The organism is Halogeometricum sp. S3BR5-2 (assembly GCF_031624635.1).
Classification (GTDB): Archaea; Halobacteriota; Halobacteria; order Halobacteriales; family Haloferacaceae; genus Halogeometricum; species Halogeometricum luteum.
The window spans coordinates 297,456-319,401 of the sequence record NZ_JAMQOQ010000003.1 but is presented as its reverse complement, the minus strand read 5'-3'; the positions used below and the strand labels follow the sequence as shown (position 1 = coordinate 319,401).

Sequence of the window (21,946 nt, the reverse complement as noted above, 5' to 3'; positions counted from 1 at the left end):
TATCGTCCGACGAGGCCGGTCGGCGACGTCGCAGATTATGCACAGAAGAGGCGCCGAAATCGTGCAGAGCGGTAGCAAGCGCCTGTCAGGACGGTGAACGGGGACGGGTCGCAGCGGATGAGCGTTCGGTTCGACTACGAGTCTCGGTCCATCCCGCTCCGAGCGAGTTGGATGAGCACCTTCGCGAAGTTCGTACCCGAACTCCAGATGGCGGTCTCCTCCTCGTTCGCCTGCACGCCGAGCAGAATCGTCTCGTCGTCCGCGATGAGGACGTGCTGCGGTCTCGGAACGTCGGCACCCGCCGCCTCGCGGTGTTTGACCACGCTCGCGAACGGTTCGAGCCGCTCGGCCGCTGTCTCGCTCTCGGTGACGACGACGATTTCGACGCCCTGCTCGCTCTTCTCCGCGAGTTGCGTCACCAACTGCTCGAAGAGCGGGGAGTTTTCGTCGATGCCGACGACGAGTCGCTCCTCGGTGTCGGAGACGATCTTGGCGATGCGCGATTTGACCGCCGCTGCGCCGCTGACGGTCCAGACGTCCTCCTTCTGCTCTTGCTCGCGGCTCCGACGCTCGTTTCGGATCTGCTTTAGCTGCTGTTCGGCGTCCGCGGTCCGGCGCTCGTACCGCTGTTTCAACTGGTCGATGGCCTCGTCGACCGCGATGGGACGGTATATCCGCGGGTTCGACTGCTGGACCTCGACCAGCCCCTGCTCCTGTAGGGAGTCCGCGGCGCCGTATATCTGCGAGCGCGGGACGCCCGAGAGGCTGGCAATCTCCTTCGCGGTGCCGCGACCGAGTCGCTGGAGCGCGACGAACACGCTCGCCTCGTAGCTCGAGAGGCCGAACCACTCGAGCAGTTCCGCGGTCTCAGACTGAGTTGGCATCCGTGTCACCTCCGTGCGCGGTCGTTCTGTAGTCGATGTAACGGTCCCAGAGGACGAGCGCCGACGGGAGGACGAACACCGAAGCGAGGTACGAGTACAGGATGCTAATCCCGATGAGCAGCCCGAACTGCCCGAGGATGGGCGTCACGGCGATGACGAGGACGCCGATACCGGTGACCGTCGTCATCATGCTCGCCGTCAGTGCGCCGCCAGTCCCGCGGACCGTGGCGTACAGCGATTGGGTGGCCGTACCGGGCCCTTCGTACTCCTCGGCGAATCGGTGGACCGTGTGCGCCGAGTAGTCGACGCCCAGCCCGATGGCTATCGAGAGGATAGTCCCCGTCAGGGCGTTGAACGGGATGCCCGCGTAGCGCATCGTCCCCGCGATGAACGCGATGGCGATGGCGATGGGGAACAGGTTGACGATGCCGAGCGAGGGGTAGCCCTCGGTCACGTAGTAGCTGAAGACCAAGAACAGCGCCGTCGCCAGCATCGCGAGCATCATGCTCTGCAGCGCGGAGTTGGCGATGGTGTCTGAGACGGCCTTGAGCACGATGGTCGTCCCCGTGGCCGTCGCCTCGAAGCGCAGTCGGTCGGCGACCGCCTGCGCGTCCGTCGTTATCTCGGCCTGTTCGGCGTCGGCCTTCACGTCGTAGACGATTCTCGCACTCCGGTAGTCCTCGGAGATGTACTGACTGGCCTGCGACCCGTACGGCGAGTCCAGAAGCGCCGCGTACACCTCTTTCAGGTTGTCGTCCGGAATGCCGTCGTCGTCGATGTCGTTGCGCGCGACGAGTTGCCGGAACTCCTCGGACTGGTCGGCGTAGTCTTGGATGACCGTGACGATGCTCGTCGAGGACGCCTCGCCGCCCTCCGAGACGAACGAGTCCGGCGGGTCGTCGCCGGCCTTCGCCAACTGGTCGAGGGCGCTGTCCTGATACATCGGCCCCTCGACGTAGAGGGTGACCGTGTCGCCCTGTCCCGTCTGGAAGTTGTCTTCGAGGTAGTTCGTCGTCTCCGTCACCGTGTAGTCGCCCGGCGCGAACGGTTCGGGGAGACTCTCGATGAACGCTGGGTTGTCCTCCGGCGGGAGGAAGTCGTCCTGCGTGAACTTCGACTCCACTCCCGTCCCGTAAACTCCGACCCCGGCGGTGAGCAGAATCATCCCGACGACGAACACCGCCGGTGCGACCTGTCCGATTTTCACCCCCGCGGGCAGTATCCGGCCGAGGAGCGACTTCTCGTCGCCGAGCGGCGACTGCCCCCAGAAGGGGATGTCGTGTCGCTCTCGGAACTGGTCGGAGTGCACCTTCGCGGCGGGGAGGAAGATGCCGAAGATGAGGAACGTGAACACGATACCGATGCCAGCCACCAGTCCGAAGTCACGAATCGGTTGGAGGCTGCTGGTGACGTTCGCGAGGAAGCCGATGACCGTCGTCCCGGTGACGATGGTGAACGCGACGAGCAGTTGGTCGGTCGCCGTCCGCATCGAGTCCGCGACCGAGTAGCCCTGCACGCGTTCCTCGCGGTAGCGGTTGACCGCGTGGATACCGAAGTCGATGCCCACGGCCAAGAGCAGCGGCGGCACCGCGATGAGCATCTGCGTGAACGCGATGCCCGCCAGTCCCATGAACCCGAACGTCCACAGGATGGCCATCCCCAGACAGACGACCCCCAACAGGAGGTCGAACGGGTCCCGGTAGGAGTACACCAAGAATCCGAGGATGAGAAGCACCGCCGCCGGGACGACGAGCAGCAGCGAATCCGTGATGACGTTGGTCAACTCGCTGGAGACGATACCGCTGCCGAAGACGGTGATGGTGCCGCCGACGGAGGCGACGACGGTCTGGGCCTTCTCCTGAACCGAGGTGAGCGGGCTCGTCCCCGAGGTTCCCGCGCTGCCCCCGGTATCGGCGCTCGGCAGGCGGTGCGTGACGACGCCGATAGTCGCCGACGCCTCCACCGTCTTGCTGTTGTAGTCGTCGCTCACCGTCGAGGTGAGACCGGGACTCCGTTCGAGCGTCGCGCGCGTCGCCGACTCCACCTCGGAGTCCGACGCCCGTTCGAGCGCGCGAATCTGCGCTTCCAGGTCGGTCGCGTCGGGGTTCAGCGTCTGCGCGACGGCGCTGGCGACGCTGGTCGTGCTCTCGACTCGGAGGTCCTCGTGCTCCTGCATCCGGTGTTGCGCCCGGAGCATCCTGAGCTGTTCGTCCTTCGAGAGGACGTTGTTCGCCCGCTGGATGAGTTGGGTCGTCCCCGACCCCTCCTCGAACGACTGCGTCAGGAACTCGTCGTTGACGTTCTCCAGGGCGGTCTGTGCGGGCACGTCGTTCGTGAACTGCGAGGTACCCGAGTCCGTGGAGATGAGGGGCAGGCCCGCCGAGAAGACGAGCGTGGCGACTAAGAAGACGAGGAGAACCGTCCGCGAGCGTTCGACGATCCAATCGTCGACCGCGTCGATGTACGGTTGGTAGTCCATGCTGTACTCGGACTGTTATTGCCGCCTGCGGTAGAGGACGACGCCGCCGATGACTAGAAGTGCGACGATGCCGAGCGCGATGCCGGTGATCGGGAGGCCGCTGTCCTCGGGTTCGACCGCGGAGACGGGCACCTTGTACGTCTCGGATATCTCGGTGTCGCCGTTCGGTCGCTCGTACTGGAAGTCCATCGACATCGGGTACGTCTTGTTGATGGCCGACCCCGCGACGCTCGCGCTCACGCGCACGGTCTTGGTCTCACCGGGGGCGAGTCGACCCAAGAACGCCTCGTCGTCGTCCAGCGAGAGCGGGGAGTTGACGTAGGCCTTCGCGCTCACGTCCGTCAGCGGCTCCTCGCCGTTGTTCGTGACGTTCACCGCGACGACCTCGCTGTTACCGATGGGAACCTCGAGAGTGTCGTCGACCGAGACCGAAAACCGGTCGCGGCTCTCGTTGATCTGGACGCGGCTATTCAGCGACTTGCTCGTGCGGTCGTCGCCGTCGCCGTTCTGGAACTCGACCGCGTGCGTGAGTTGGCGCGCGCCCGGGTCGGCGCTCTCGCTCACGTCGACCGTGAACTCGAACTCCGCGGACTGGTTCGGCTGGAGAGTGCCGATGGCGTACTCGGACTCCTGACTCGACAGGGTTCCGGAGTTGGTCTGGACAGTGACGACCGCGTTCTGTGCGACCTGCGGTCCCTGATTCGTGATGGTGCCCGAAACGGTTCCCTCCTCGCCGACGCGGAGGTCGCTGCTGACGTTCGACAGTGAGAAGGACTGCTCGCCCCGCGGCGTGACGCCGACGGAGAGGTTGTTCGAGCGCGCGGGCACGCCGTCGGTGTCCTCGAACTGGACGGTGCTGGTCAAAGAGTAGCTACTCGTGGCGGCGCTGTTGGTCGCGGTGGCGTCGAACTCGACGGTCTTGGTCTCGCCGGCGTCCCAGTTGCCGACGAAGCGGGAGGCCGAGGCGGACTCGCCGAAGCGGATGTCGGCCGTCGAGGAGCGGAGGTTGACGGTAGCGTCGCGGGCGGGTTGGGAGCCGATGTTGCGCACGTCGAGCGTGACCGTTCCCTCGTCACCCACGAGGACGTTCGAGGAACTGTCGACGACGCGGAAGCGCGCTTGGTCCTCGACGCGCACTTCCACCGTGTACGTCTCGGAGGCCTCGCGGTTCTGGTACGCTTGCGTCGTCTCCGCTATCTGGGAGGTGTAGGAGTAGTCGACCTCCATCTCCAACTCGTAGGTGCCCTCTTCGACGCCCTCGGGGACGGTGATGGCGAAGCCGGCCGTCTGAATCTGACCGTCTTGAATGGTTCCGACGGCGGTTTGCCCGGTGTCGATTTCGATGGGCGTGCCGTCGGCGTCGAGGCTGGCGGTGACGCCGCGCGCGGTGGTCACTTGCGAGGTCAGCGACGGGTTGGCGCCGGCGACGTCGACGTCGCCGGTGTTCTGGATCTGGACGTTCAGCGTGGTCTGTTCGCCGGGAGAGACGGAGTTGTCGGGGGTGAACACGGAGAGTTCGGGGGACCCCCGCACCACCGCGGCCGCCGTTCCGGGCGCGACGAGGAGGCCGACGAGCGCGATGGCGATGAGTTGGTTTCGGTTCATAGAGCGTGTTGTAATTACCTACAACACACCCTTTCGACGCCTCACATATAAAGTGTTGCAAACGAGTACAAACGGGACATATACCTCGATTCGACCGCTGTCGGTCGATTATCGTATTCACGGGTCGTACGGTCGGTATAAGCCGACAATAAGTCTCAAAGCGTTTAGAATACAGAAAGTATTTACCGGCGGCGGGATGAGGAAATCGTACCCCTACCCATGACGGCACAGGCGAGTAGTCCTCGGGCGCTTCCGGCGTTCGGGGCGAAAGCAGGTGTTGTCGACTCAACTAAACACACATGAGCGAAACAAACAATCTCCGTGCCCTGCTGATGGCGGCACTGGTGGTCATGTCGGTCTTCGCAGGCGTTGGAACGGTCAGCGCCGTCGAAGAGACGCCGACACCCAGCGCCACCGACGTCCCTGTCGGTCAGGACACGGCTACTCAGACGGTAGAATATAACACCACCATCCAGAGTGGCGAAGAAGAAACGGTCACGATTGATGCGAGCGAGCTCCCCAACGTTGACGTCCTTGGCGTCGGCGCGTCGTTCGAAGACGAGAGTAACTTCTCCGTCTCCGATTCGTCCGTCGACGATGACGTCGTCGAGGTCACCGTCTCCAACGACGGCGACACAAACGAGACCAGCAACGTTACGCTGACGCTCGTTCACGACACGTCCGACGTCGGTGTCGGCTCGATCGGTACGTCTGCAACCTTCACGATCGAGAGTAGCACCACGGACAGTGTGGATACTGAAGAGTTCGAGTTCACGGCCAACGAAGCTGGCAACAACGACGTCATCTTCCAGGGCGAGACCGTCCAGGCTAACACCACCGACCTGGCTGGCGACCTCACGCTCCGCGAAGTTGACGAGCGCGACAGCGACGGAATCAGCAGCAGCAGCTTCGTTGAGCAGCTTAGCGCGAACGAGAACGGTTACGTCGAAATCGACACCGACGATCTCGAGGGTGACTACATCATCGTCGGCGACGGCGGTGTCAACGGCGAGAACACCCTCGAGTTCGAGGTCGCAGTCCAGAGCCTCACGGCCAACTGGAGCGAGGACTCCGTCACGCAGGGTGACAGCGAGGACCTCGAACTCGAATCGGGTCGCAGCGACTACATCGTGGAAGTCAGCGCAGACGGTCTCGACGCTGACGAACTCGAAACGCTCTTCGGTGACTCTGACGCCTTCGTCGGCACGAACGACGAGGACGACAGCGTCTACCTCGACGCGGGCGAGCAGGACGAGATTCCCGCTGACTTCACCGACGACATCGACGCCGGTGACTACGAGTTCGACGTCGAAGTGACCGACACGACGGCCTCCGACACGGCTTCCATCGAAGTCTCGGAGTCCGACGCTGACGTCAACTTCGCCGACTCGGTCTACACCGAACAAGTCGGTGACGTCGTCACGATGTCCGTCGAAATGGAGGACCGTGACGAAGCGTACGTTTACGTCGGCGGTGACGACGTGAACTACCTCGAAGTCGTCCAGGTCACGGACGACGACGAGGACGGTATGGTGAACTTCACGTTCAACACCTACACCGCGAACGAGAGCGGCACGAACCCGTTCGAGCTCGTCGAGGACTCTGACGACGAACTCGAACTCGTGACGGGCGACGTCGAGACGGAAGACAACGGTCTTCCCGCTGAAGTCGACGGCGTCCTCGACAGCCGTCTCGAAACCGGTGACTACGACCTCCGTACGAGCACGTCGCTCGAATACAACGTCGAGGACGACGAAGTCGTCGACGAGCAGGACGTCGCGACGCTCGACCTCGGCGAGCGCAGCACGAACGGCCTCACCACGTGGACCGCAGCGAGCGGTAACGCCGGCGAGTTCGACGACACGCAGGAACTCCTCGAGAACGTCAACCAGAGCAACGTGGTCGCCATCGGCGACCGTCTCGTTGTCCAGGTGAACGCCAGCGGTACCTCCGGCGTCATCGACGAGGACAACGTCAACGCGCTGCTGAACGGCGACGAGGGTATGGAGTTCAACATCGAGGAAGCTGACGCCGGCGCGAACGCCGACGACAGCCAACTCGGCCTCGACGGCACGAACACTGCCATCTACCAGAACGAGACTGGCGACAACGACCAGTTCTTCGTGGTCGTCGACACGCGTAACGTCGACGAGTTCGACGACGACACGGAGTACGAGGCGGTCTTCACCGTCGGCGACGAGGACGCGGACGTGAGTCCGATCGACTACATCGACGACGAGGAAGAAGAGAGCGTCTCCGCGACGTTCACGGCCGAGGAGCCTGACGCGGACCTCAGCCTGAACGACGACGACCAGTTCGAGGTCCCGCAGTCGCAGAACGCACAGGTCCAGTTCGACACGAACCTCGCGGGCGGCTCCGAAGTCGTTGTCCGCCTGCGCAGTTCGGCCTCGGACTCCGCGTTCCTGCTCTCGAACACGGTCGACACGAACGGTAACGGTACCGTCATGACGACGTTCGACACCTCGGACGTCGAAGTCGGTACGGAATTCGACATGATCGTCCGCAGCGGTGGCGACGAACTCGCCAGCGAGGACGGCATCATCGTCGAAGGCTCGAACATGACGGGTACGGGCACGATGGACGGTACGATGTCGGAAACCCCCGGTACGGATGACGGGATGACCGACACCGAGACCGAGATGCCCACCGGCACCGACGAGACGCCCACCGAGGGCGGCGAATCGCCCACTGACGGTGGCGAAACCACGACCGGTTCCACCGACGGTAGCACGCCCGGCTTCGGTGTTGTCGTCGCCGTGACGGCACTGCTGGCCGCGGCTCTGCTGGCAGTCCGCCGCGACTAACGACCGAAGCTAACTACCGGCTCACCGCCGGCTCTCGACTCTCTTTCACTTTTTCGCGATGCTCCGACCCGAGAGCGACAGCGACCCTCGGTGACGACCGTAGTCGCTCCGAGTGTGTTTCCGGCCTACTATCGAAGCCGGTGTACGTAGATCTCCATCGACACAGCGAACGAGACGCACGTCCTCTCGCAGTCGCTCGGCGGAGTTCAGAATCGAACAGTAGCGAAGTGCGAGAGAAGATAGTCGAGAATGCGATAGCTCGGGTGCGGATGACAAATCGTCTGTCGGCAGTTGGTTGTCATCACAGTCACAGTCGTTTCTCTCTCTCTGCGAGGTCAGGACCGAGCAGATTGCTCCGCCCAGGTGAGGCGTGGACTGAGAAGATACCGTCCCGCGGTCAGCGCTGGGCGGCGTCCGGTCGTTCGACCGGCCGGCCGAGCAGTCGGGCGTACAGCGAGACGAGTTCGTCGGCGACGCCGCTCCACGTGTAGTCGGCTTCGACGCGACGACGGCTCTCTGCGCCCATCCGGGCCGTCGTCTCCGGGTTCCGAAGGATACCCTCTAACGCCGAGACGAGGTCGTCAACGTCGCCCGGGTCGACGAGCGCGCCGTTGGATCCGTCGACGACCGAAGCGATGCTACCGACGTCCGTCGAAACGACGGCGTTGCCTCCGGCCATCGCCTCCAGAATAGCGATCGGAAGGCCTTCGGCGTAGGTCGGAAGGACGTACACCGAGGCGTCGCTCAGCAGATTCCGTTTTTCGGCCTCGCTCACGTAACCGACGTACTCGGCGTCGTCGTACGCGGCCGCGAGCGCCTCGGCGTGAGACGAGAGCGGACCGGAGCCGGCGACCGTGGTGCGGAAGTCGAACCCGCGGTCGTACAGCGCCGCGACCGCTTCCGTGAACTCGACGACGCCCTTCCGCTCGACGTGGCTCGAAACGAAGACGACGTGCTGTGGGTCCGCGGCGGCGTCGGGATCGTACTCGTCCGGGACCACCGCGTTCGGCAGGACGACCAGTTTCGAGTCGGCGACGCGCGCGGACAGCGTCTCGCGCCAGTACTCCGAGAGGACGACGACGGCGTCGCAGGCGTCGAAGACCATCGACTGGAAGGCGGCGACGGGACCGGACGCCTCCGCGACGAACTCGTCGAACGAGGAGCCGTGGACGTGCAGGACGACCGGCACGTCCCAGCGGCGCGCGGCGACGAGAACGTACGCCGAAGACAGATAGAAGGAGAGGTAATGAGAGGTGTGAACGTGGACGACGTCCGGCGGGGACTCGCGGCCGAACCGAACCCAGTCGGCGGCGGCGTGGAGGGCGCCGCGGGCGAGGCTGAGCGGTCCGTCGGCCGACGGCGTCTTCGAGTTGAACAGTCGGGCGGAAACCCGGCCGTCGAGGTGGCGCAGTTGCTCGGAGATGTACCGACCGATACCCCCGTCCTTCCCGCCCGTCGGCCCAACGACCAGCAGGTCGATATCGTCCATCGTGTACGGGATAACCGTACCGCCTGCAAAGTAACTCTACGGATAATCGACGGGCGAGCGCTCGCAGCATCGAAACGCGCGGCGAGCGATGGAGGAACGTATACGGATGCGCGCACCGTCTGCGTGTGCGTGAGCCGAACAGGCGACGGGAGTTCGAACGGAGCGGACGTTAGGGAGAGCGAGGCGACGTAGCGATGTGCGCGAACGCACTGACGCAGGCGCGTCGCGTCGGCAACTTGGTGAAACATCAGACGCTGAAGCAGATTCGCCTTCGACGGAGCGCCGCGCGGGCGTCCGAGGCGGCGTTCGACGAACTCCTAGACGAACACGCCGCCGGGCACAACGAGGTGTTCGTTCACGCCGGCCTCGGCGACGTGAGGGACGCGTTCGACACCGACCCCTACCGCTTCCTCCTCGGTCGACTGGAGGAGCGATTCGAGAGCGTCGTGGCCCCCGGATTCACCGACTACTTCACCGTCTCGGGGGTGTACCACAAGCGGTTCTCGCGACCGAAGCACGGCGCGTTCGTCCGGCAGTTTCACGAGGACGCCGACTACCGAACGGACGACGCGATAAAGTCGTTCCTGGTGAAGGGACCCTACCGGTTCGACGACTGCGTCCACCGCGACACGTACCACGAAGCGGGCTGTTTCGCCCGGTTGGCGAGCGAGGGAACGCTCCTGGTGAACGTCGGGACGCCCTGGTTCACCTGCTCGCACCTCCACTACCTCGAAGCGAAGTACGACGTGCCGTACGTGGAGACGCGGACCCACGAGGGCGTCGTCTACCGGACGCCCACGGAGTACGAACGGACCGAGCAGACCTACGAGACGCTGACGTCGCCGCTGTACTCGTGGAACAAACCGAAGATAATGCGTCGTCTCCGGCGCGCAGACGCGTTGGACGCTTACGACTTGAACGGACTCAACGTCTACATCTCTCGGCTCGACAAAGTAGAAGCGGTTCTCGGCGCCGAACTCCGCGAGGACCCCTACTACCTCGTCACCCTCTGAGCCATTTTCTCGCGTTAATGCCATCCTAAACGCCGAAATCAGGGAGTACGGCGAGCGCGAGATTCAGCGGACGAAACGCTTCGCAGCGTCCCGAACGGACGAAAACGGTCGGGACGGCGCGTGCGTCGGTCCGGACTCGACGGTTTCTGCGACGCGCGACAACGGCATCCGGAGCACCCGTCCGTCGCGCGTGCTCGTGTTGCACGGGTTGATCAGGAGACCGAGTTCCGGGTCGACGCGGACGAAGGCGTGCGCGTCCGTCGTCGGCACCCGCGGGAGCACGTCGCCGAGAGTGCGTCGGCGCTCGAAGGAGCAGAGTTCGTGCCAAGACCCGTAGTCGTCCGCACTGGAGGCGACAAGAACGCGTACCTCGCGCGAACAGGTATTCTGTCGACGGTCGGGTGGGGCCGTGCTGTCGATACCCGTCTGCGAACTCGCCGACCCGACGACGTAGTGCTCGCCCCCGTGTTCGACCGTCTCGACGTAGAAGAGAACGCCCTCTGTGGTTCCGACGACGTCCGGAACGGGGTTCGGCTCCGAGAGGCGTTCGCGGGGGAGCTTGTAGATGGGTTTCTCCGCGGCGAACGAGGCGTCCTTGCCCCAGAACACGGCCTCGGGCGTGAACCCGAGTTGGACGCCGCGCCACGCCTGGCTTCCGGACCCGAGGGGTTCGTACCGGCCGTCGACGACGACGCCGATAGAGCTCTCGTCGTCTCTGTCCCCCGTGTTCGCCCAGAGCGTCTCGCCGTATGGGTCAGTGTAGACGCCGTGGAAGTGCCGCACGTCGTCGCGTTCGAGAAGCACCGACCAGGAGCGGCCGTCGTCGTCGCTGACGCGAATGCGACCCGGTTCGTCGCTGAGGGCGTACTCGGAGAGGTAGACGGCGCCGTCGTGCCGGCAGACGGAACTGGGTAAGAGCCCCTTCGGCGGCGACGACGGGGGAAGGTCGAGGACGTGCGTCCACGAGCGACCGCCGTCTCCGGAGCGATAGACGCGCGGGCCGACGTTGGCGAGAAGCGACTCCGCCGAGAGCGCCCAGAGGTTCGACGACTGGTAGCGCCCCGTGACCGGCGCGAGAAGCGACTTTCCGAGCGACGAGTGCAGCGTCTCGAACGGGACTCGGTCGGACGCGCCGGGTGGACTCGGAAACCGACTCCGCACTTCCGTTCGGTCCGCGGGATTCACCACGACGGACTCCAGACCCGACGTGCAGTACAGCGTTCCGTCGCGGGCGTCCCCCAGATGCATCTATTCGGAGATGCGACGGCGGAGATATAACTGCTCGGTCGGGTCGTCGGCGTCGTTCGGGTGACGTGAGAAAAGGCCGCGTCGCGCGTCCGCGTTACTTCTGGCCGTAGCTCGAAACGTGGAACTCCATCACCGTCTTCATCCCCCGAATCAGACGGTCCACCTCGAAGCTCTCGATGTCGAACTCGCGTTCGGAGACGGCCTCGTAGCGCTCGTACCACTCGTCTTCGAACCGTTCGGCCACGCCGTCCTCCCGGATCGCCGCGATGGCCCGGTCGGGTTCGTCGTCGGTCGTGATGATGCCCTTGTCGAGGGCGTCGACGACGACGCCGGCCGTGTAGTCGTCCTCGTGCAGTTCGCGTTCCCACGTGGTCACCCAGTTACCGATGCGGGCCATCCCCTGCAGTTCGAGGAGCAGTTCGCGGAGTTCCCCTAACTCCGTGCGGTCGAACGAGGGCGTCCACATGATGTCGATGCCCGCGTACGGGAACATCACCATGTTGAACGGGCCGTAGTGCTGGGACTCTTCCAAGTTAGCTATCTCGCGGTTGTCGTTGAGGACGCGCGCGTACTCCATCGCGTTGAGCGCCTGGCGAAGGTCGAACTGGAACACGTCGAGGTGCTCGTCGTAGCACGGAGCGTCCGTTAATCTGCTATTAACCTCGTTCCAGAGCGTCTCGGCGAACTCCAGAATATCCGTGTCGACGCCGGGCGCGTCGTAGCGGATCGACTCGGGCGCGTACGGCAGGCGGCGCGCCTGCTCGAACGTCTCTTGGTCGCCGAAGTGGTCGGCCAAGTCGTCGAGGACGGTAATGTACATCGTGAGCATCGTCTTCGTCGTCTTGACTTCCTCCATCACGTCCGACGGGACGCACGGGAGCGTGAACGCGTCGAACAGGCGGTGGATCCACTGCCAGAGGAACACGTCTCTGTCCCCCACGACCCGGTCGTACTCGTCCGAGAGTTCGCGGACCCGCGGCGGTAGTTCGGTTTGCTTAACGGCTTCGATACAGTCAACTTGAGTCCCCCCCAGGACCCCATCCGAGTGCTGGTATGCTGCTCTCCCCGACATACTCCGATTAATACGCCGATAACATATTAATCTTCCTCCTTAAAGCTACCATTCCTGAGAAATTCAGTATAATATGAACATTATATCTGCACTTCTTGCCGCATTCGGCCAGTATATTCTCTCATTCGTGAATTTTCCGTTCGACGTGACACGACCACTTATTGTCGGCGGCGCGCTACCTGCGTCCCATGACCGCCGAGTCGACTGCGACCCAGTCCGCGGTGCGAGTCCGTCTCCTCGGCGACGGCGACCGCACCTCGGACGTCCGCAGTCTCCTCCGCGACGACGAACGCATCTCGCTTCTACCCGTACCCGAAGGGGACGACGCGCGTGCGGGCGCGACCGCGGACGCGGACTGTCTCGTCTGTACGACCGTCGACGCCGTGCCGGCCGAGCTCGGCGCCGCCCCTCTCGTGGTCGTCCTCTCGAACCCCGACGACGAGTCGGTAAGGACCGCCTACCGCGCCGGCGCGACGGACGTCCTCGCTCCTTCCGAGACGCTCCCCGCGCAGGTCGCGTGGCTCTCGGGAGCCGACGAACTCGACGCCGAGGACGAGACGCCGGCGGCGACGCTGGTCGACGCCGCGGCCGCGTTCGGCGACGCGGCGTGCGTCCTCGACCGACGCTGGCGGGTCGGGGCGGCGACCGACGCGTTCGCCGAACTCGTGGGCGAACGCGCGGCGGACGGTTCCGACGCCGACGAACTCTCAGACGGCGAGGCAGGCTCCGACCGCTCGCCCGCGGACGCCGACGCGCATCTGTGGGCCGACTACCCAGCCGTGCGCGCGGTCAGAGCGTCGTGTTGGGAGACAGTGCTGTCCGGGGAGGCGACGCCGTTCGAAGAGGCGCTTCCCGACGGACGGCGCCTGTCGGGCCGAGTCGTTCCGCTGCGCGACGGGGTGGTGGTTCGGGTCCGGGACATCACCGAGGAGACGGAGACGCGGGAGTCGCTGGACCGCTACGAACGAATACTGGAGACCATCGACGACGGTATCTACATCCTCGACGAGAACTTCCTCATCACGGAGGTCAACGACGCCGTCACGCAGATGACGGGGTACGACCGCGAGGAACTGGTCGGGTCGCACTCGACGATGCTCGCGGACGAGTCGGTCATCGTGGAGGCGAGCGCCCTCATCCAGGAGATACTGATGGGCGAGCGGTCGGACGGTCGCCTCGACGTCGAGTTGGAGACGGCGGACGGGAGCTCCCTCCCCGTGGAGACGCGCTTCTCCGCGCTCTCCTTCGCCGACGGCTCCCACGGGATGGTCGGGGTCATCCGCGACATCACGGACAGAAAACGGTACGAAGAGACGCTGACGTCGCTGAACCGGTCGGCACACGAACTGTTCGAGTCGCAGACGAAACCCGACGTCGGCGAGACGGTGTTGGACACGGCGACGGATATTCTCGAACTGGAGTCGGTCGTCGTCTACCTCTACGACGAGGAGGCGGGCGCGCTCCAACCGGTGGCGTGGGAGGGCGAGGGAACGCCCGCGCGCATCGGGCCGGGCGACGGCGCGCTGTGGACGTGTTTCGCGGAGCACGAGTCGATAACGCTGGGGACCGTCGAGACGACGCTCGAAGAGTGGGACGAACTCGCGCCCGCGGACGCGCCGGAGGCGTCGAGCGGCGAGAGCGTCGTGATTCCGCTCGGCGAGCACGGCGTGCTGGCGACCGTGTCCGCGGCGGAGGACGCCCCGCGCGGGCAGTCGACTCTGACGCACCTCTTGGCCGCGAACGCCGAGGCGGCGCTCGACCGCGTGGCCCGGTCGGTCGAACTCGAACGTCGCAGGGGCGAACTCTCCCGGCGGAACGAGGAACTGACCAGCCTCAACCGTTTCAACGAACTCCTGCGCGAGGTGAACCGCGTTCTCGTCGAGGCGGACTCCCGCGAGGCCATCGAGAAGGCGGTGTGCGAGCAGTTGGTGGACGGACCGTCCATCGCCTTCGCGTGGGTCGGCACGTACGACCGCGTCTCCGAGTCCGTCGTTCCGCGCGCGTGGGCGGGCGCCGAACGAGGGTATCTCGACTGCCTGACGGACGACCCCGAGGCGTTCGAGGTCGAACCGAGCGTGCAGGCCATCCGGAACAGCGAGACGACCGTCGTCGACAACGCGGGTCAGCGGATTCAGGAGTACCAGTGGCGACGCGACGCCCTGGACAGGGGGTTCGTCTCCGTCGCCAGTTTCCCGCTGACGTACGGCGAGTTCAGCTACGGCGCCCTGACCGTCTACGCGACCGAACCGAACGCGTTCGACGAACGGACGAGGCTCATGTTCGAGGAACTCGGTGTCACGACGGCCAACGCCATCAACGGCGCGGAGGCGAAGGAGTCGCTGCACACCGAATCGCTCATCGAACTCGATATCCGCATCACCAGCCCCAACGCCCCGCTGCTCCGCATCTCACAGGCCTTCGGCGGTCAGATCCGGTTGGAGGGGACGGTGCCCCAGCCCTCGGGGTCGTCGCTGCTGTACCTGACGGTGCAGGGGTCCGACACCGACATCGAGTCGCTGTCGTCGCTGACAGTGGTCGAGCGGGTTCGGAAGGTCGTCGAACGGGACTCGGAGACGCTGGTCGAGGTGCAGTTGGCCGCCGAGGCGCTCCCGTCCCGACTCGCCGACCTCGGCGCCGTCGTCCGCACGCTCACCTCGACGCCCGACGCCCTCGACGTCGTCGTCGAACTCGCCCCCGGGTCGGACGTGCGCGAGTTCGTCGAACTCCTACAGGAGCAGTACCCCGGCACCGAACTGAGCGCCAAGCGGACGCGCGAGCGGTCGATAGAGACCCAACAGTCCTTCCGCGCGGGTCTCAGAGAGGCGCTGACCGACCGGCAGTTCGAGGCGCTGCGCACCGCCTACTTCTCGGGGTACTTCGCCTGGCCGCGCGAGCGAACGGCGAGCGACCTCGCGGAGTCGCTGGGCGTCGCACAACCCACGTTCGCGCGGCACCTCCGCGTCGCCGAGCGCAAACTGCTCGACAATCTGCTGGCGGACGAGCGCCGAACCCGCCGCTGAGGCGCTCTCCACCCTCGTACCACGTTCTGGACGTTCGACGGCGACCGTCTGAGATGTCCTCCGAACGAGTAATGGCTAACAGTATAGTACCCGGGGACTCAGTCCACTAACATCGTAGTTACAACCGACTTATCCCGATAGCACAGTGGCAGTAGTATGAATCAGATGGAGGGGAACGACGGTGCGACGGTGGACGAGGAACTCGACTGGAAGATCGTCAGCGCGGTGGCCGAGGAGAAGGGCGTCGAACCGCTGGACCTCGACGAGCGACTGTACGACGTGGTCGACCTCGACGCCGTGAAGGACCTGTTCGTCGGGATGCCGAACCAGACGGCGCTGGTTGAAGGACACGTGACGTTCACGCTCGCCGGGTGCGAAGTCGTCGTCGACCAGGCGTGGAACGTCGACGTCACGCCCGTCCCGTCGCCCAACGTCGCCGCCGACTGAGCGGACAGACGAGCGGACCTCGGTCGAGTCACCGCCTACCGACTCGACCCGGACGGACCCGGTTCGGGGGGACCGGGTCCCGCGGACTCTTTTCTCGGAACGTCGACGCCGCGAGCGGCGGCGTCGGTTCCCGACCGCGCGACCGCACGGCCGTCACGCTTCGGCCGAGACCATCCGGTGGACGCCGAACCCGACGGCGGCGACGGCGGCCGCGGCGGCGAGAACCGCGACGAGGGGGTTCGACGCGGCGTACGCGCCCCCGATGCGGAGCAGTTCGGCGGCGAGGTGGCGGAACCCGAGCCGGTCGAACTGCCGTTTCCCGTACAGCAGGAGGGCGGCCACCGCGAGGTTGAACAGGAACGTCCCAACCGCGGTGTAGACGGTAAAGCGGACGACGTTCATCCCCGCGAAGCCGGCGGGGACGGAGACGACCGAGCGGACGAACGGGAGGAACCGCCCCCAGAGGACGGAGTGTTTCCCCCAGCGGTTGAACAGCCGCTGACCGCGGTCTATCTCCGTCTGCGAGACGTTGATGCGCCCGCCGTACGCCTCCGCGGCCGACGCCCCCTTCGTTCCGAACGCCCGGTAGGCGAACAGTCCGCCCAGCGTCCCACCGGCCGCGCCGGCGAGGGCGAACACGACGGCGCCCTGCGTCGACGCGACGGCGACGGCGGCTATCGCCGGGACGACCACCTCGCTGGGAAGAAACGGGAACAGCATCGACGTCTCGAGGAACGTGAAGACGAAGATGCCGATGTAGCCGTACCGAACGAGGAGTTCGAGGAGGGTCTGCGTGATGCTCATCGGAGTCGAAGTGGGTTCTCGACTGCCACCTACTCGGGTCCGCGCAATCAATCTTCTCGCCGTCGCGTGGCCGGCCGTCCCCTCCCACGGCGGGTCGCCGACGACGGCATCGAAGGCGACACCACTCTGTCCGGAGTTTTCCTCCCCGAACGCGTCGGAGAAGTCCGAATTCCATCGTACCGCTCGAAGAAGCTCGCGGCTCTCCAGGTCAGTCTCGGTGGCGGAACCGGGGCCGCCGCTCGGTACAAAAATGTGCGGTGGGAGGGAAAGAGACGAGAGGACCGGGCGGATTCAGCGTTTTCGAGGTGGAGCCTCCGGCCTCAAGGAGCGACCGAAGCGTATCGGAGGGAGCGAGTAGGCCGGAGAGGAAACCGAAACGGTACGATACAACCGGCATACTCCGACCGACCGACTCCCATACGTTCAAGTACCGTCGGGTACTCTCTGAAGATATGGAGGTGCGTCGAACTGCAGTCGTGAAACTCGCCGTTTCCGACGACCAGCGCGACGCACTCCACCGAACCGCCGAGCAATACCTGTACTGCGCGAACCGAACCGCCGACTACTGTTGGTCCGACACATCCTACACCGAGTGCAAGACCAACAAGCGAGAGGTTCGTGACGCGCTCTACTCCGAACTTCGAGAGGAGACGGACCTACAGGCACAGCTCGTCCAAGCCGCCATCAAACGCGCTGTCGAAGCCGTCAAAGGCGTTATCGAACGATGGAAGAAGGGACAACGTATCTCTTGTCCGACGTTCACCGCCAAAACGATGGACTACGACGCGCGGAGCGCGACCTTCTACCGAAACAAGGTGTCGCTGGCAACTGTTGAGGGCCGCGTCGAACCGTCGTTCGTTCTCCCGGCAGATAGTCCGACACCCTACGAGCAGTACGTCCTCTCCGATGAGTATGAGTTCCGAGAGAGTACGGTTCGATACGACGCAGTGAACGAAGAGTTCTACATCCAAATATCGACTCGGCGGAGAGACGGTAACGCAGAGGTTTCGGCAGATACCGGGCACCCCGACCAAACGGTCCTCGGTATCGACCTCGGCGTCAACAGCCTCGCCGTCTCCTCGACCGGCACGTTCTGGCAGGGAGACGACTACGACCACTGGTGCCGTGAGTTCGAGAAGCGACGTGGTGAGATGCAACAGCGCGGCACCCAGGCCGCGCACAACGCCCTGCTTCGCCTCGGGAAGCGTGAAGACGCATGGCGGAAACAGTATATCCACACGGTCGCCAACGAACTCGTCACGGAGGCCGTGGAACACGACTGCGACGCTATCGTGTTCGAGGATTTGACCGACATTCGTGAGCGGCTTCCGCACGCGAAGTGGCACCACGTCTGGGCGTTCCGACGCCTGTTTGAGTACGTCTCCTACAAAGCACCGGAACACGGCGTCTCCGTGGAGCAGGTTGAGCCGAACCACACGTCCCAACGCTGTTCTCGGACGGACTGTGGGTTCACGCATGAGGACAACCGCCACGGGGAACAGTTCTGTTGCCAGAAGTGCGGATACGAGGTGAACGCGGACTACAACGGCGCGAAAAACATCGGGCTACGGTACGCTCGAAATCGAATCCACAGACTCCGTTCCTCGCCCACGTCGGGGAGCGGAGACGCAGAAGTAGACCTGCGTATAAATGGTGGGACGTTGAACGGCGGGAGTCACCGGCCTGTTGTTGGCGACTGACTGCCGGGAGTCCACATCAAAGCCCCACCCTCAAGGACCGAGGCGCGTAGCGCCGAGGGAGTAGGGTGGGGTAGTTTACTCGGTCTCGCCGACTCCCAGTCGGCCGGACTCGGCGCCGGATTCGACGTCGCTGGCCGCCTCGCGCGCCAGCGTCGCCAGTGCGAGCGTCATCCAGCCCTGACTCCAGCGGATGTACGGCGTCTCGTCGTCGAAGAATCGACCGATTCGGCGGTAGAAGTAGCCGTCCTCGTCGTACAGGTGCTCCATCGTCCACTCGTACACGTCGTCGGCGACGTCCTGCGCGTCGTCGTCGTCCGAGCGGACGAGGGTGATAATCGCCTGCGCGGAGGCGTGGGCGTCGTACGGATACGACCGGTCGGACTCGAACTTCGGCGCGCCGTCGTCCTCGAACAGTTCGCGGACGAAGAAGTCGAGTCCGTCCTCGTACGCCTCCCGAACGCGCTCGTCCGACGGATAGGTCTCGACGTACTCGCGGAGGCTCTCTAAGACGAACCCCGTGTGGAAGTTGTCGTGGCTGAGGTGCGACTCGGAGGCGGGCATCGAGTAGTACCACGCGCCGCCGTCGTCCTGCGCGTGGAGGACGAACTCGAACAGTTCCTCGGCGCGGTCGGTCAGCCCCTCGTCGTCCGTGCGCTTCGACAGACGGAGGAAGAACGCGGCTGCGAGGGCGTTCGCGTTGATGACGACGAACTCGTCGTACGGCGTGTACGCGTACGCCTCGAACCCGTCGACGTCGACGACGTTGATGCCCTCGCGGATGTAGGCGGCCGCGTCCGCGGCCACGTCGAGCGACCACGTCGCTCCGGTCAGTTCGTGGTGTTCGAGGAACGCGCGCTGCGTCCTCACGGGGTCGGGCACGATGGCCCGCGAGGCCGCTCGGATGGACACGCCCGCCGTCTCCTTCTTCCCGAACACCTGCATCTCCGTCGACCGCGCCCTCATCGACGAGGGGGAGATATTCCACTCGCGGAACGCCGGGGCGGTCCTCGACTACGTCGAGTCAGTCACCGACCGCGACGCCGAACCCGACCGCACCCGGGCCCGACGCGTCCGCCGCGAAGTCGCCGACCTGACCGCCGACCTGATGAATGGCGCGGTGGACTGAGGCCGGCCGGTTCTCGAGCCGCCTTCGTCGGCCGGGCGGACGAACGAGTCGAATCGGCTCTCTCCGCCACCCGAGACGTTATCCCGACCGAACCGAACACCGAGGTGTGTCACCGGCGCGCCTGTTCGTCGCCCTCGTCGTCGTGAGTCTCACGGCCGGATGCGCCGGACTGCTCGGCGGAGTCGAAGAATGACCGGGACCGAGTCCGCCCGCGACGACCGAGGCGTCGTCGACGCCCGAGCCGATTTCGTACCCGCCCGGAGTCGCGGACGGCGGCGTCGTCGACCCGCTCAGATTGGCGAACGCCCACCGAACGGCGACGTCGGCGTTCTCCCACGGCTACGAGCGCTTCATCGTCGTCGACTACGCGAACGGGACGCGGACGGAGTGGTCGAAGACGGCGTGGTACGACGCCGACCGGCGGGCGTACTACCAAGAACAGCGCATCGAGGGGAACACGGAGGTGCTCGACGCGCGGGGGCGGTTCGACCTCTGGTCGAACGAGACGACGAGCGTCGTGCGGGAACCGCCGGACGAGGACGGCCCGTTCTACCGGGCGGGCGACGGCGTCTTCGGCCGAGGGTTCCTCGGCTCGCGCCTCGTGTCGCTGTTCGCCGGGGTGGAGACGGTGACCACGGGGACGACGACGGACGGACGACCCCTCGTCCACCTCCTCGGAACGGGCGGAGCGAACTCGCAGACGTCGTTCTCGTCGGTCGAGAACGCCCGCGACGTGTCGCTGTCGGCGGCGGTGACGCCCGAGGGGGTCGTCCGGTCGTACACGCTCCGCTACGAGGGCGAAGCGGACGGCGAGACGGTCGCGGTGACCGAGACGTTCCGTCTGCGCCGGGTGGAGAGCGTCCCGGACCGGCCGGCGTGGGTGACCGAGGGACTCGCGGCGACGGACGACCGGTCGTGAAGCCGGGGCGCCCGCTTACCGCCCGAGGGACCCGACGAAGCGCGCGCGGAGGGACCCGAGTCGTCCGCGACCACCGGTCCCGCTCTCCTCCGCCTCGTCGCCGTAACTGCGTTCCGTCGCGTCGGGACCGACGCTCTCCTCTTCGACCATCGACTCCAAGGCGTTGTCCTCGGCTTCGAGCGGGAGGTCCACCCGGCCGCGGCGGCGCGAGGACTCCCACGACGCGAAGATGAGTTCGTCGGCCGCCAGCGCGTTCCGCCCGTTCAGTTCGGACTCCTCGCCGTCGCGGAGCGCTCCGATCAGTTCCGCGATGGCGCGCTCTGTGTACGTGGTAGAGCCGAGTCGCTCCGCGAGGCGCGAGGAGACGCGCCCGGCGACGAGTCGGGTGCCGGCGCGGACTCTGCCGGGTTGCGGGCGGTACCGGCCGTCGATACCGGTGTCGACCGTCTTCCAGGATTTCCCGTCGCGACGGTACGCGAGCGTGCCGTCCGCGCGCACCTCTATCTCGCCCTCGGTCCCGAGCAGTCGGAACAGGGCGTCGCCCGCGAACGCCTCGCCGCGACCGGTGGAGGCGAGGCCGTAGACGCCGTTCTCGTAGCGCCACTGCGCGAGCGCCTGGTTCTCGTTGTGGGCGCCGAACAGCACGTTCTCGTCCGTGTAGTCTATCTGCGCGAGCACCCAGTCGACGGGTTCCATGTCGTTGTAGAAGTTCGCGAGGTCGAACGCGTGCGTGCCGGTGTCGTACAGGTGTTCCTCGCGGAACTCGATTCGGCGCAGGTCGCCCACCTTCCCGGTGTCGAGCAGGTCCTTCGCCTTGCGGTAGGGTTTCCCGAAGCGCTGTTGGTGGTTGACCGTCAGGGCGACGCCCTCCGCCTCGCACTCCTCGACCATCCGCTGTGCGTCCTCCCACGTGTCGGCCATCGGTTTCTCGCAGTGAATCGCCTCCACGACGCCGCTCTGGGCCACGCCGACGACGATGTCCGCGTGGAGGGCGGGCGGGACGCAGACGCTCACCACGTCGGGTTCGGCCTCCGCGAGCATCTCTTCGTAGTCCTCGTAGGTGTGCGCCGCGTCGATGTCGTGCGCGTCGGCGAACGCCTCGGCGTTCTCCGGGACGACGTCGGCGCAGGCGACGAGTTCGCAGTCGTCCAGTCGCTCGTAGCCCGCGGCGTGGCGGTACGCCATGGCGAAACCGTCGCCGTCGGGGTCGCCGGTCCCGACGAATCCGATTCTGAACGTCATGCCGGTCGGTACGGCGCTCGGCCCGTTGAGTATACGCGGCATAACCGTCGCGGTCGGTCGACGAATCGGAAAA

General features: G+C 65.4%; 16 protein-coding genes. 7 read left to right on the top strand and 9 right to left on the bottom strand.

The window, feature by feature from the left end; all coding sequences use genetic code 11:
* Positions 1-134: 134 nt before the first annotated feature.
* From NDI79_RS13395 to NDI79_RS13385, 3 genes are read right to left on the bottom strand one after another with little or no spacing between them, the layout of a single operon-like run.
* On the bottom strand, positions 135-884 hold the full coding sequence (locus NDI79_RS13395) for a TrmB family transcriptional regulator (RefSeq protein WP_310929018.1): 750 nt from the start codon (positions 882-884) through the stop codon (positions 135-137).
* Positions 868-3,363 (bottom strand): efflux RND transporter permease subunit, encoded by a 2,496-nt coding sequence (locus NDI79_RS13390; protein ID WP_310929017.1) that lies wholly within the window; start codon positions 3,361-3,363, stop codon positions 868-870. Before NDI79_RS13390 ends, NDI79_RS13395 begins: the two co-directional genes overlap by 17 nt.
* 15 nt (positions 3,364-3,378) lie before the next feature.
* Positions 3,379-4,968: a COG1361 S-layer family protein gene (locus NDI79_RS13385; RefSeq protein ID WP_310929016.1), complete on the bottom strand. Its 1,590-nt coding sequence runs from the start codon at positions 4,966-4,968 to the stop codon at positions 3,379-3,381.
* A 299-nt stretch (positions 4,969-5,267) separates the two neighbouring features.
* Here NDI79_RS13385 and NDI79_RS13380 point away from each other — a divergent pair, with 299 nt between their 5' ends.
* Positions 5,268-7,793 (top strand): DUF7827 domain-containing protein, encoded by a 2,526-nt coding sequence (locus NDI79_RS13380; RefSeq protein ID WP_310929015.1) that lies wholly within the window; start codon positions 5,268-5,270, stop codon positions 7,791-7,793.
* Between the two features lie 397 nt (positions 7,794-8,190).
* Here NDI79_RS13380 and NDI79_RS13375 read toward each other — a convergent pair whose 3' ends face one another.
* Complete coding sequence (locus NDI79_RS13375; RefSeq protein WP_310929013.1) at positions 8,191-9,282, bottom strand: glycosyltransferase family 4 protein; 1,092 nt, start codon at positions 9,280-9,282, stop codon at positions 8,191-8,193.
* Positions 9,283-9,476: 194 nt separating this feature from the next.
* Between NDI79_RS13375 and NDI79_RS13370 the strand changes: the two genes are divergently transcribed.
* Positions 9,477-10,295, top strand: a complete 819-nt coding sequence (locus tag NDI79_RS13370; RefSeq protein WP_310929012.1) for an AAC(3) family N-acetyltransferase — start codon at positions 9,477-9,479, stop codon at positions 10,293-10,295.
* A gap of 63 nt (positions 10,296-10,358) precedes the next feature.
* Here the strand turns inward: NDI79_RS13370 and NDI79_RS13365 are convergent, their stop codons facing one another.
* Positions 10,359-11,543: a beta propeller repeat protein gene (locus NDI79_RS13365; protein ID WP_310929011.1), complete on the bottom strand. Its 1,185-nt coding sequence runs from the start codon at positions 11,541-11,543 to the stop codon at positions 10,359-10,361.
* A gap of 94 nt (positions 11,544-11,637) precedes the next feature.
* The gene (locus NDI79_RS13360; RefSeq protein WP_310929010.1) at positions 11,638-12,615 is read right to left on the bottom strand and encodes a hypothetical protein; all 978 of its coding nucleotides are present in this window, start codon (positions 12,613-12,615) and stop codon (positions 11,638-11,640) included.
* 188 nt (positions 12,616-12,803) lie between these two features.
* Between NDI79_RS13360 and NDI79_RS13355 the strand changes: the two genes are divergently transcribed.
* Positions 12,804-15,635, top strand: coding sequence for a bacterio-opsin activator domain-containing protein (locus NDI79_RS13355; RefSeq protein ID WP_310929009.1), 2,832 nt, complete (start codon positions 12,804-12,806; stop codon positions 15,633-15,635).
* 156 nt (positions 15,636-15,791) lie between these two features.
* Positions 15,792-16,082, top strand: a complete 291-nt coding sequence (locus NDI79_RS13350; RefSeq protein ID WP_310929007.1) for a HalOD1 output domain-containing protein — start codon at positions 15,792-15,794, stop codon at positions 16,080-16,082.
* 153 nt (positions 16,083-16,235) lie between these two features.
* Here the strand turns inward: NDI79_RS13350 and NDI79_RS13345 are convergent, their stop codons facing one another.
* On the bottom strand, positions 16,236-16,886 hold the full coding sequence (locus NDI79_RS13345) for a DedA family protein (protein ID WP_310929006.1): 651 nt from the start codon (positions 16,884-16,886) through the stop codon (positions 16,236-16,238).
* Positions 16,887-17,338: 452 nt separating this feature from the next.
* Here NDI79_RS13345 and NDI79_RS13340 point away from each other — a divergent pair, with 452 nt between their 5' ends.
* Positions 17,339-18,586: an RNA-guided endonuclease InsQ/TnpB family protein gene (locus NDI79_RS13340; protein ID WP_310929300.1), complete on the top strand. Its 1,248-nt coding sequence runs from the start codon at positions 17,339-17,341 to the stop codon at positions 18,584-18,586.
* A gap of 75 nt (positions 18,587-18,661) precedes the next feature.
* Here the strand turns inward: NDI79_RS13340 and NDI79_RS13335 are convergent, their stop codons facing one another.
* On the bottom strand, positions 18,662-19,495 hold the full coding sequence (locus NDI79_RS13335; RefSeq protein ID WP_310929005.1) for a glycoside hydrolase family protein: 834 nt from the start codon (positions 19,493-19,495) through the stop codon (positions 18,662-18,664).
* Here NDI79_RS13335 and NDI79_RS13330 point away from each other — a divergent pair.
* Together NDI79_RS13330 and NDI79_RS13325 are read left to right on the top strand one after the other, a co-directional pair.
* Positions 19,488-19,712: a hypothetical protein gene (locus NDI79_RS13330; protein WP_310929004.1), complete on the top strand. Its 225-nt coding sequence runs from the start codon at positions 19,488-19,490 to the stop codon at positions 19,710-19,712. The genes NDI79_RS13335 and NDI79_RS13330 overlap by 8 nt on opposite strands.
* A gap of 295 nt (positions 19,713-20,007) precedes the next feature.
* The gene (locus tag NDI79_RS13325) at positions 20,008-20,631 is read left to right on the top strand and encodes a hypothetical protein (protein WP_310929003.1); all 624 of its coding nucleotides are present in this window, start codon (positions 20,008-20,010) and stop codon (positions 20,629-20,631) included.
* A gap of 15 nt (positions 20,632-20,646) precedes the next feature.
* Here the strand turns inward: NDI79_RS13325 and NDI79_RS13320 are convergent, their stop codons facing one another.
* On the bottom strand, positions 20,647-21,873 hold the full coding sequence (locus tag NDI79_RS13320; protein ID WP_310929002.1) for a Gfo/Idh/MocA family protein: 1,227 nt from the start codon (positions 21,871-21,873) through the stop codon (positions 20,647-20,649).
* Positions 21,874-21,946 lie beyond the last annotated feature (73 nt).

What these genes read in the sequence shown, in the direction of transcription:
- NDI79_RS13395 (WP_310929018.1), bottom strand. Translation starts at nt 884, where the DNA reads ATGCCAACTCAGTCTGAGACCGCGGAACTGCTCGAGTGGTTCGGCCTC.
- NDI79_RS13390 (WP_310929017.1), bottom strand. Translation starts at nt 3,363, where the DNA reads ATGGACTACCAACCGTACATCGACGCGGTCGACGATTGGATCGTCGAA.
- NDI79_RS13385 (WP_310929016.1), bottom strand. Translation starts at nt 4,968, where the DNA reads ATGAACCGAAACCAACTCATCGCCATCGCGCTCGTCGGCCTCCTCGTC.
- NDI79_RS13380 (WP_310929015.1), top strand. Translation starts at nt 5,268, where the DNA reads ATGAGCGAAACAAACAATCTCCGTGCCCTGCTGATGGCGGCACTGGTG.
- NDI79_RS13375 (WP_310929013.1), bottom strand. Translation starts at nt 9,282, where the DNA reads ATGGACGATATCGACCTGCTGGTCGTTGGGCCGACGGGCGGGAAGGAC.
- NDI79_RS13370 (WP_310929012.1), top strand. Translation starts at nt 9,477, where the DNA reads ATGTGCGCGAACGCACTGACGCAGGCGCGTCGCGTCGGCAACTTGGTG.
- NDI79_RS13365 (WP_310929011.1), bottom strand. Translation starts at nt 11,543, where the DNA reads ATGCATCTGGGGGACGCCCGCGACGGAACGCTGTACTGCACGTCGGGT.
- NDI79_RS13360 (WP_310929010.1), bottom strand. Translation starts at nt 12,615, where the DNA reads ATGTCGGGGAGAGCAGCATACCAGCACTCGGATGGGGTCCTGGGGGGG.
- NDI79_RS13355 (WP_310929009.1), top strand. Translation starts at nt 12,804, where the DNA reads ATGACCGCCGAGTCGACTGCGACCCAGTCCGCGGTGCGAGTCCGTCTC.
- NDI79_RS13350 (WP_310929007.1), top strand. Translation starts at nt 15,792, where the DNA reads ATGAATCAGATGGAGGGGAACGACGGTGCGACGGTGGACGAGGAACTC.
- NDI79_RS13345 (WP_310929006.1), bottom strand. Translation starts at nt 16,886, where the DNA reads ATGAGCATCACGCAGACCCTCCTCGAACTCCTCGTTCGGTACGGCTAC.
- NDI79_RS13340 (WP_310929300.1), top strand. Translation starts at nt 17,339, where the DNA reads ATGGAGGTGCGTCGAACTGCAGTCGTGAAACTCGCCGTTTCCGACGAC.
- NDI79_RS13330 (WP_310929004.1), top strand. Translation starts at nt 19,488, where the DNA reads ATGGACACGCCCGCCGTCTCCTTCTTCCCGAACACCTGCATCTCCGTC.
- NDI79_RS13320 (WP_310929002.1), bottom strand. Translation starts at nt 21,873, where the DNA reads ATGACGTTCAGAATCGGATTCGTCGGGACCGGCGACCCCGACGGCGAC.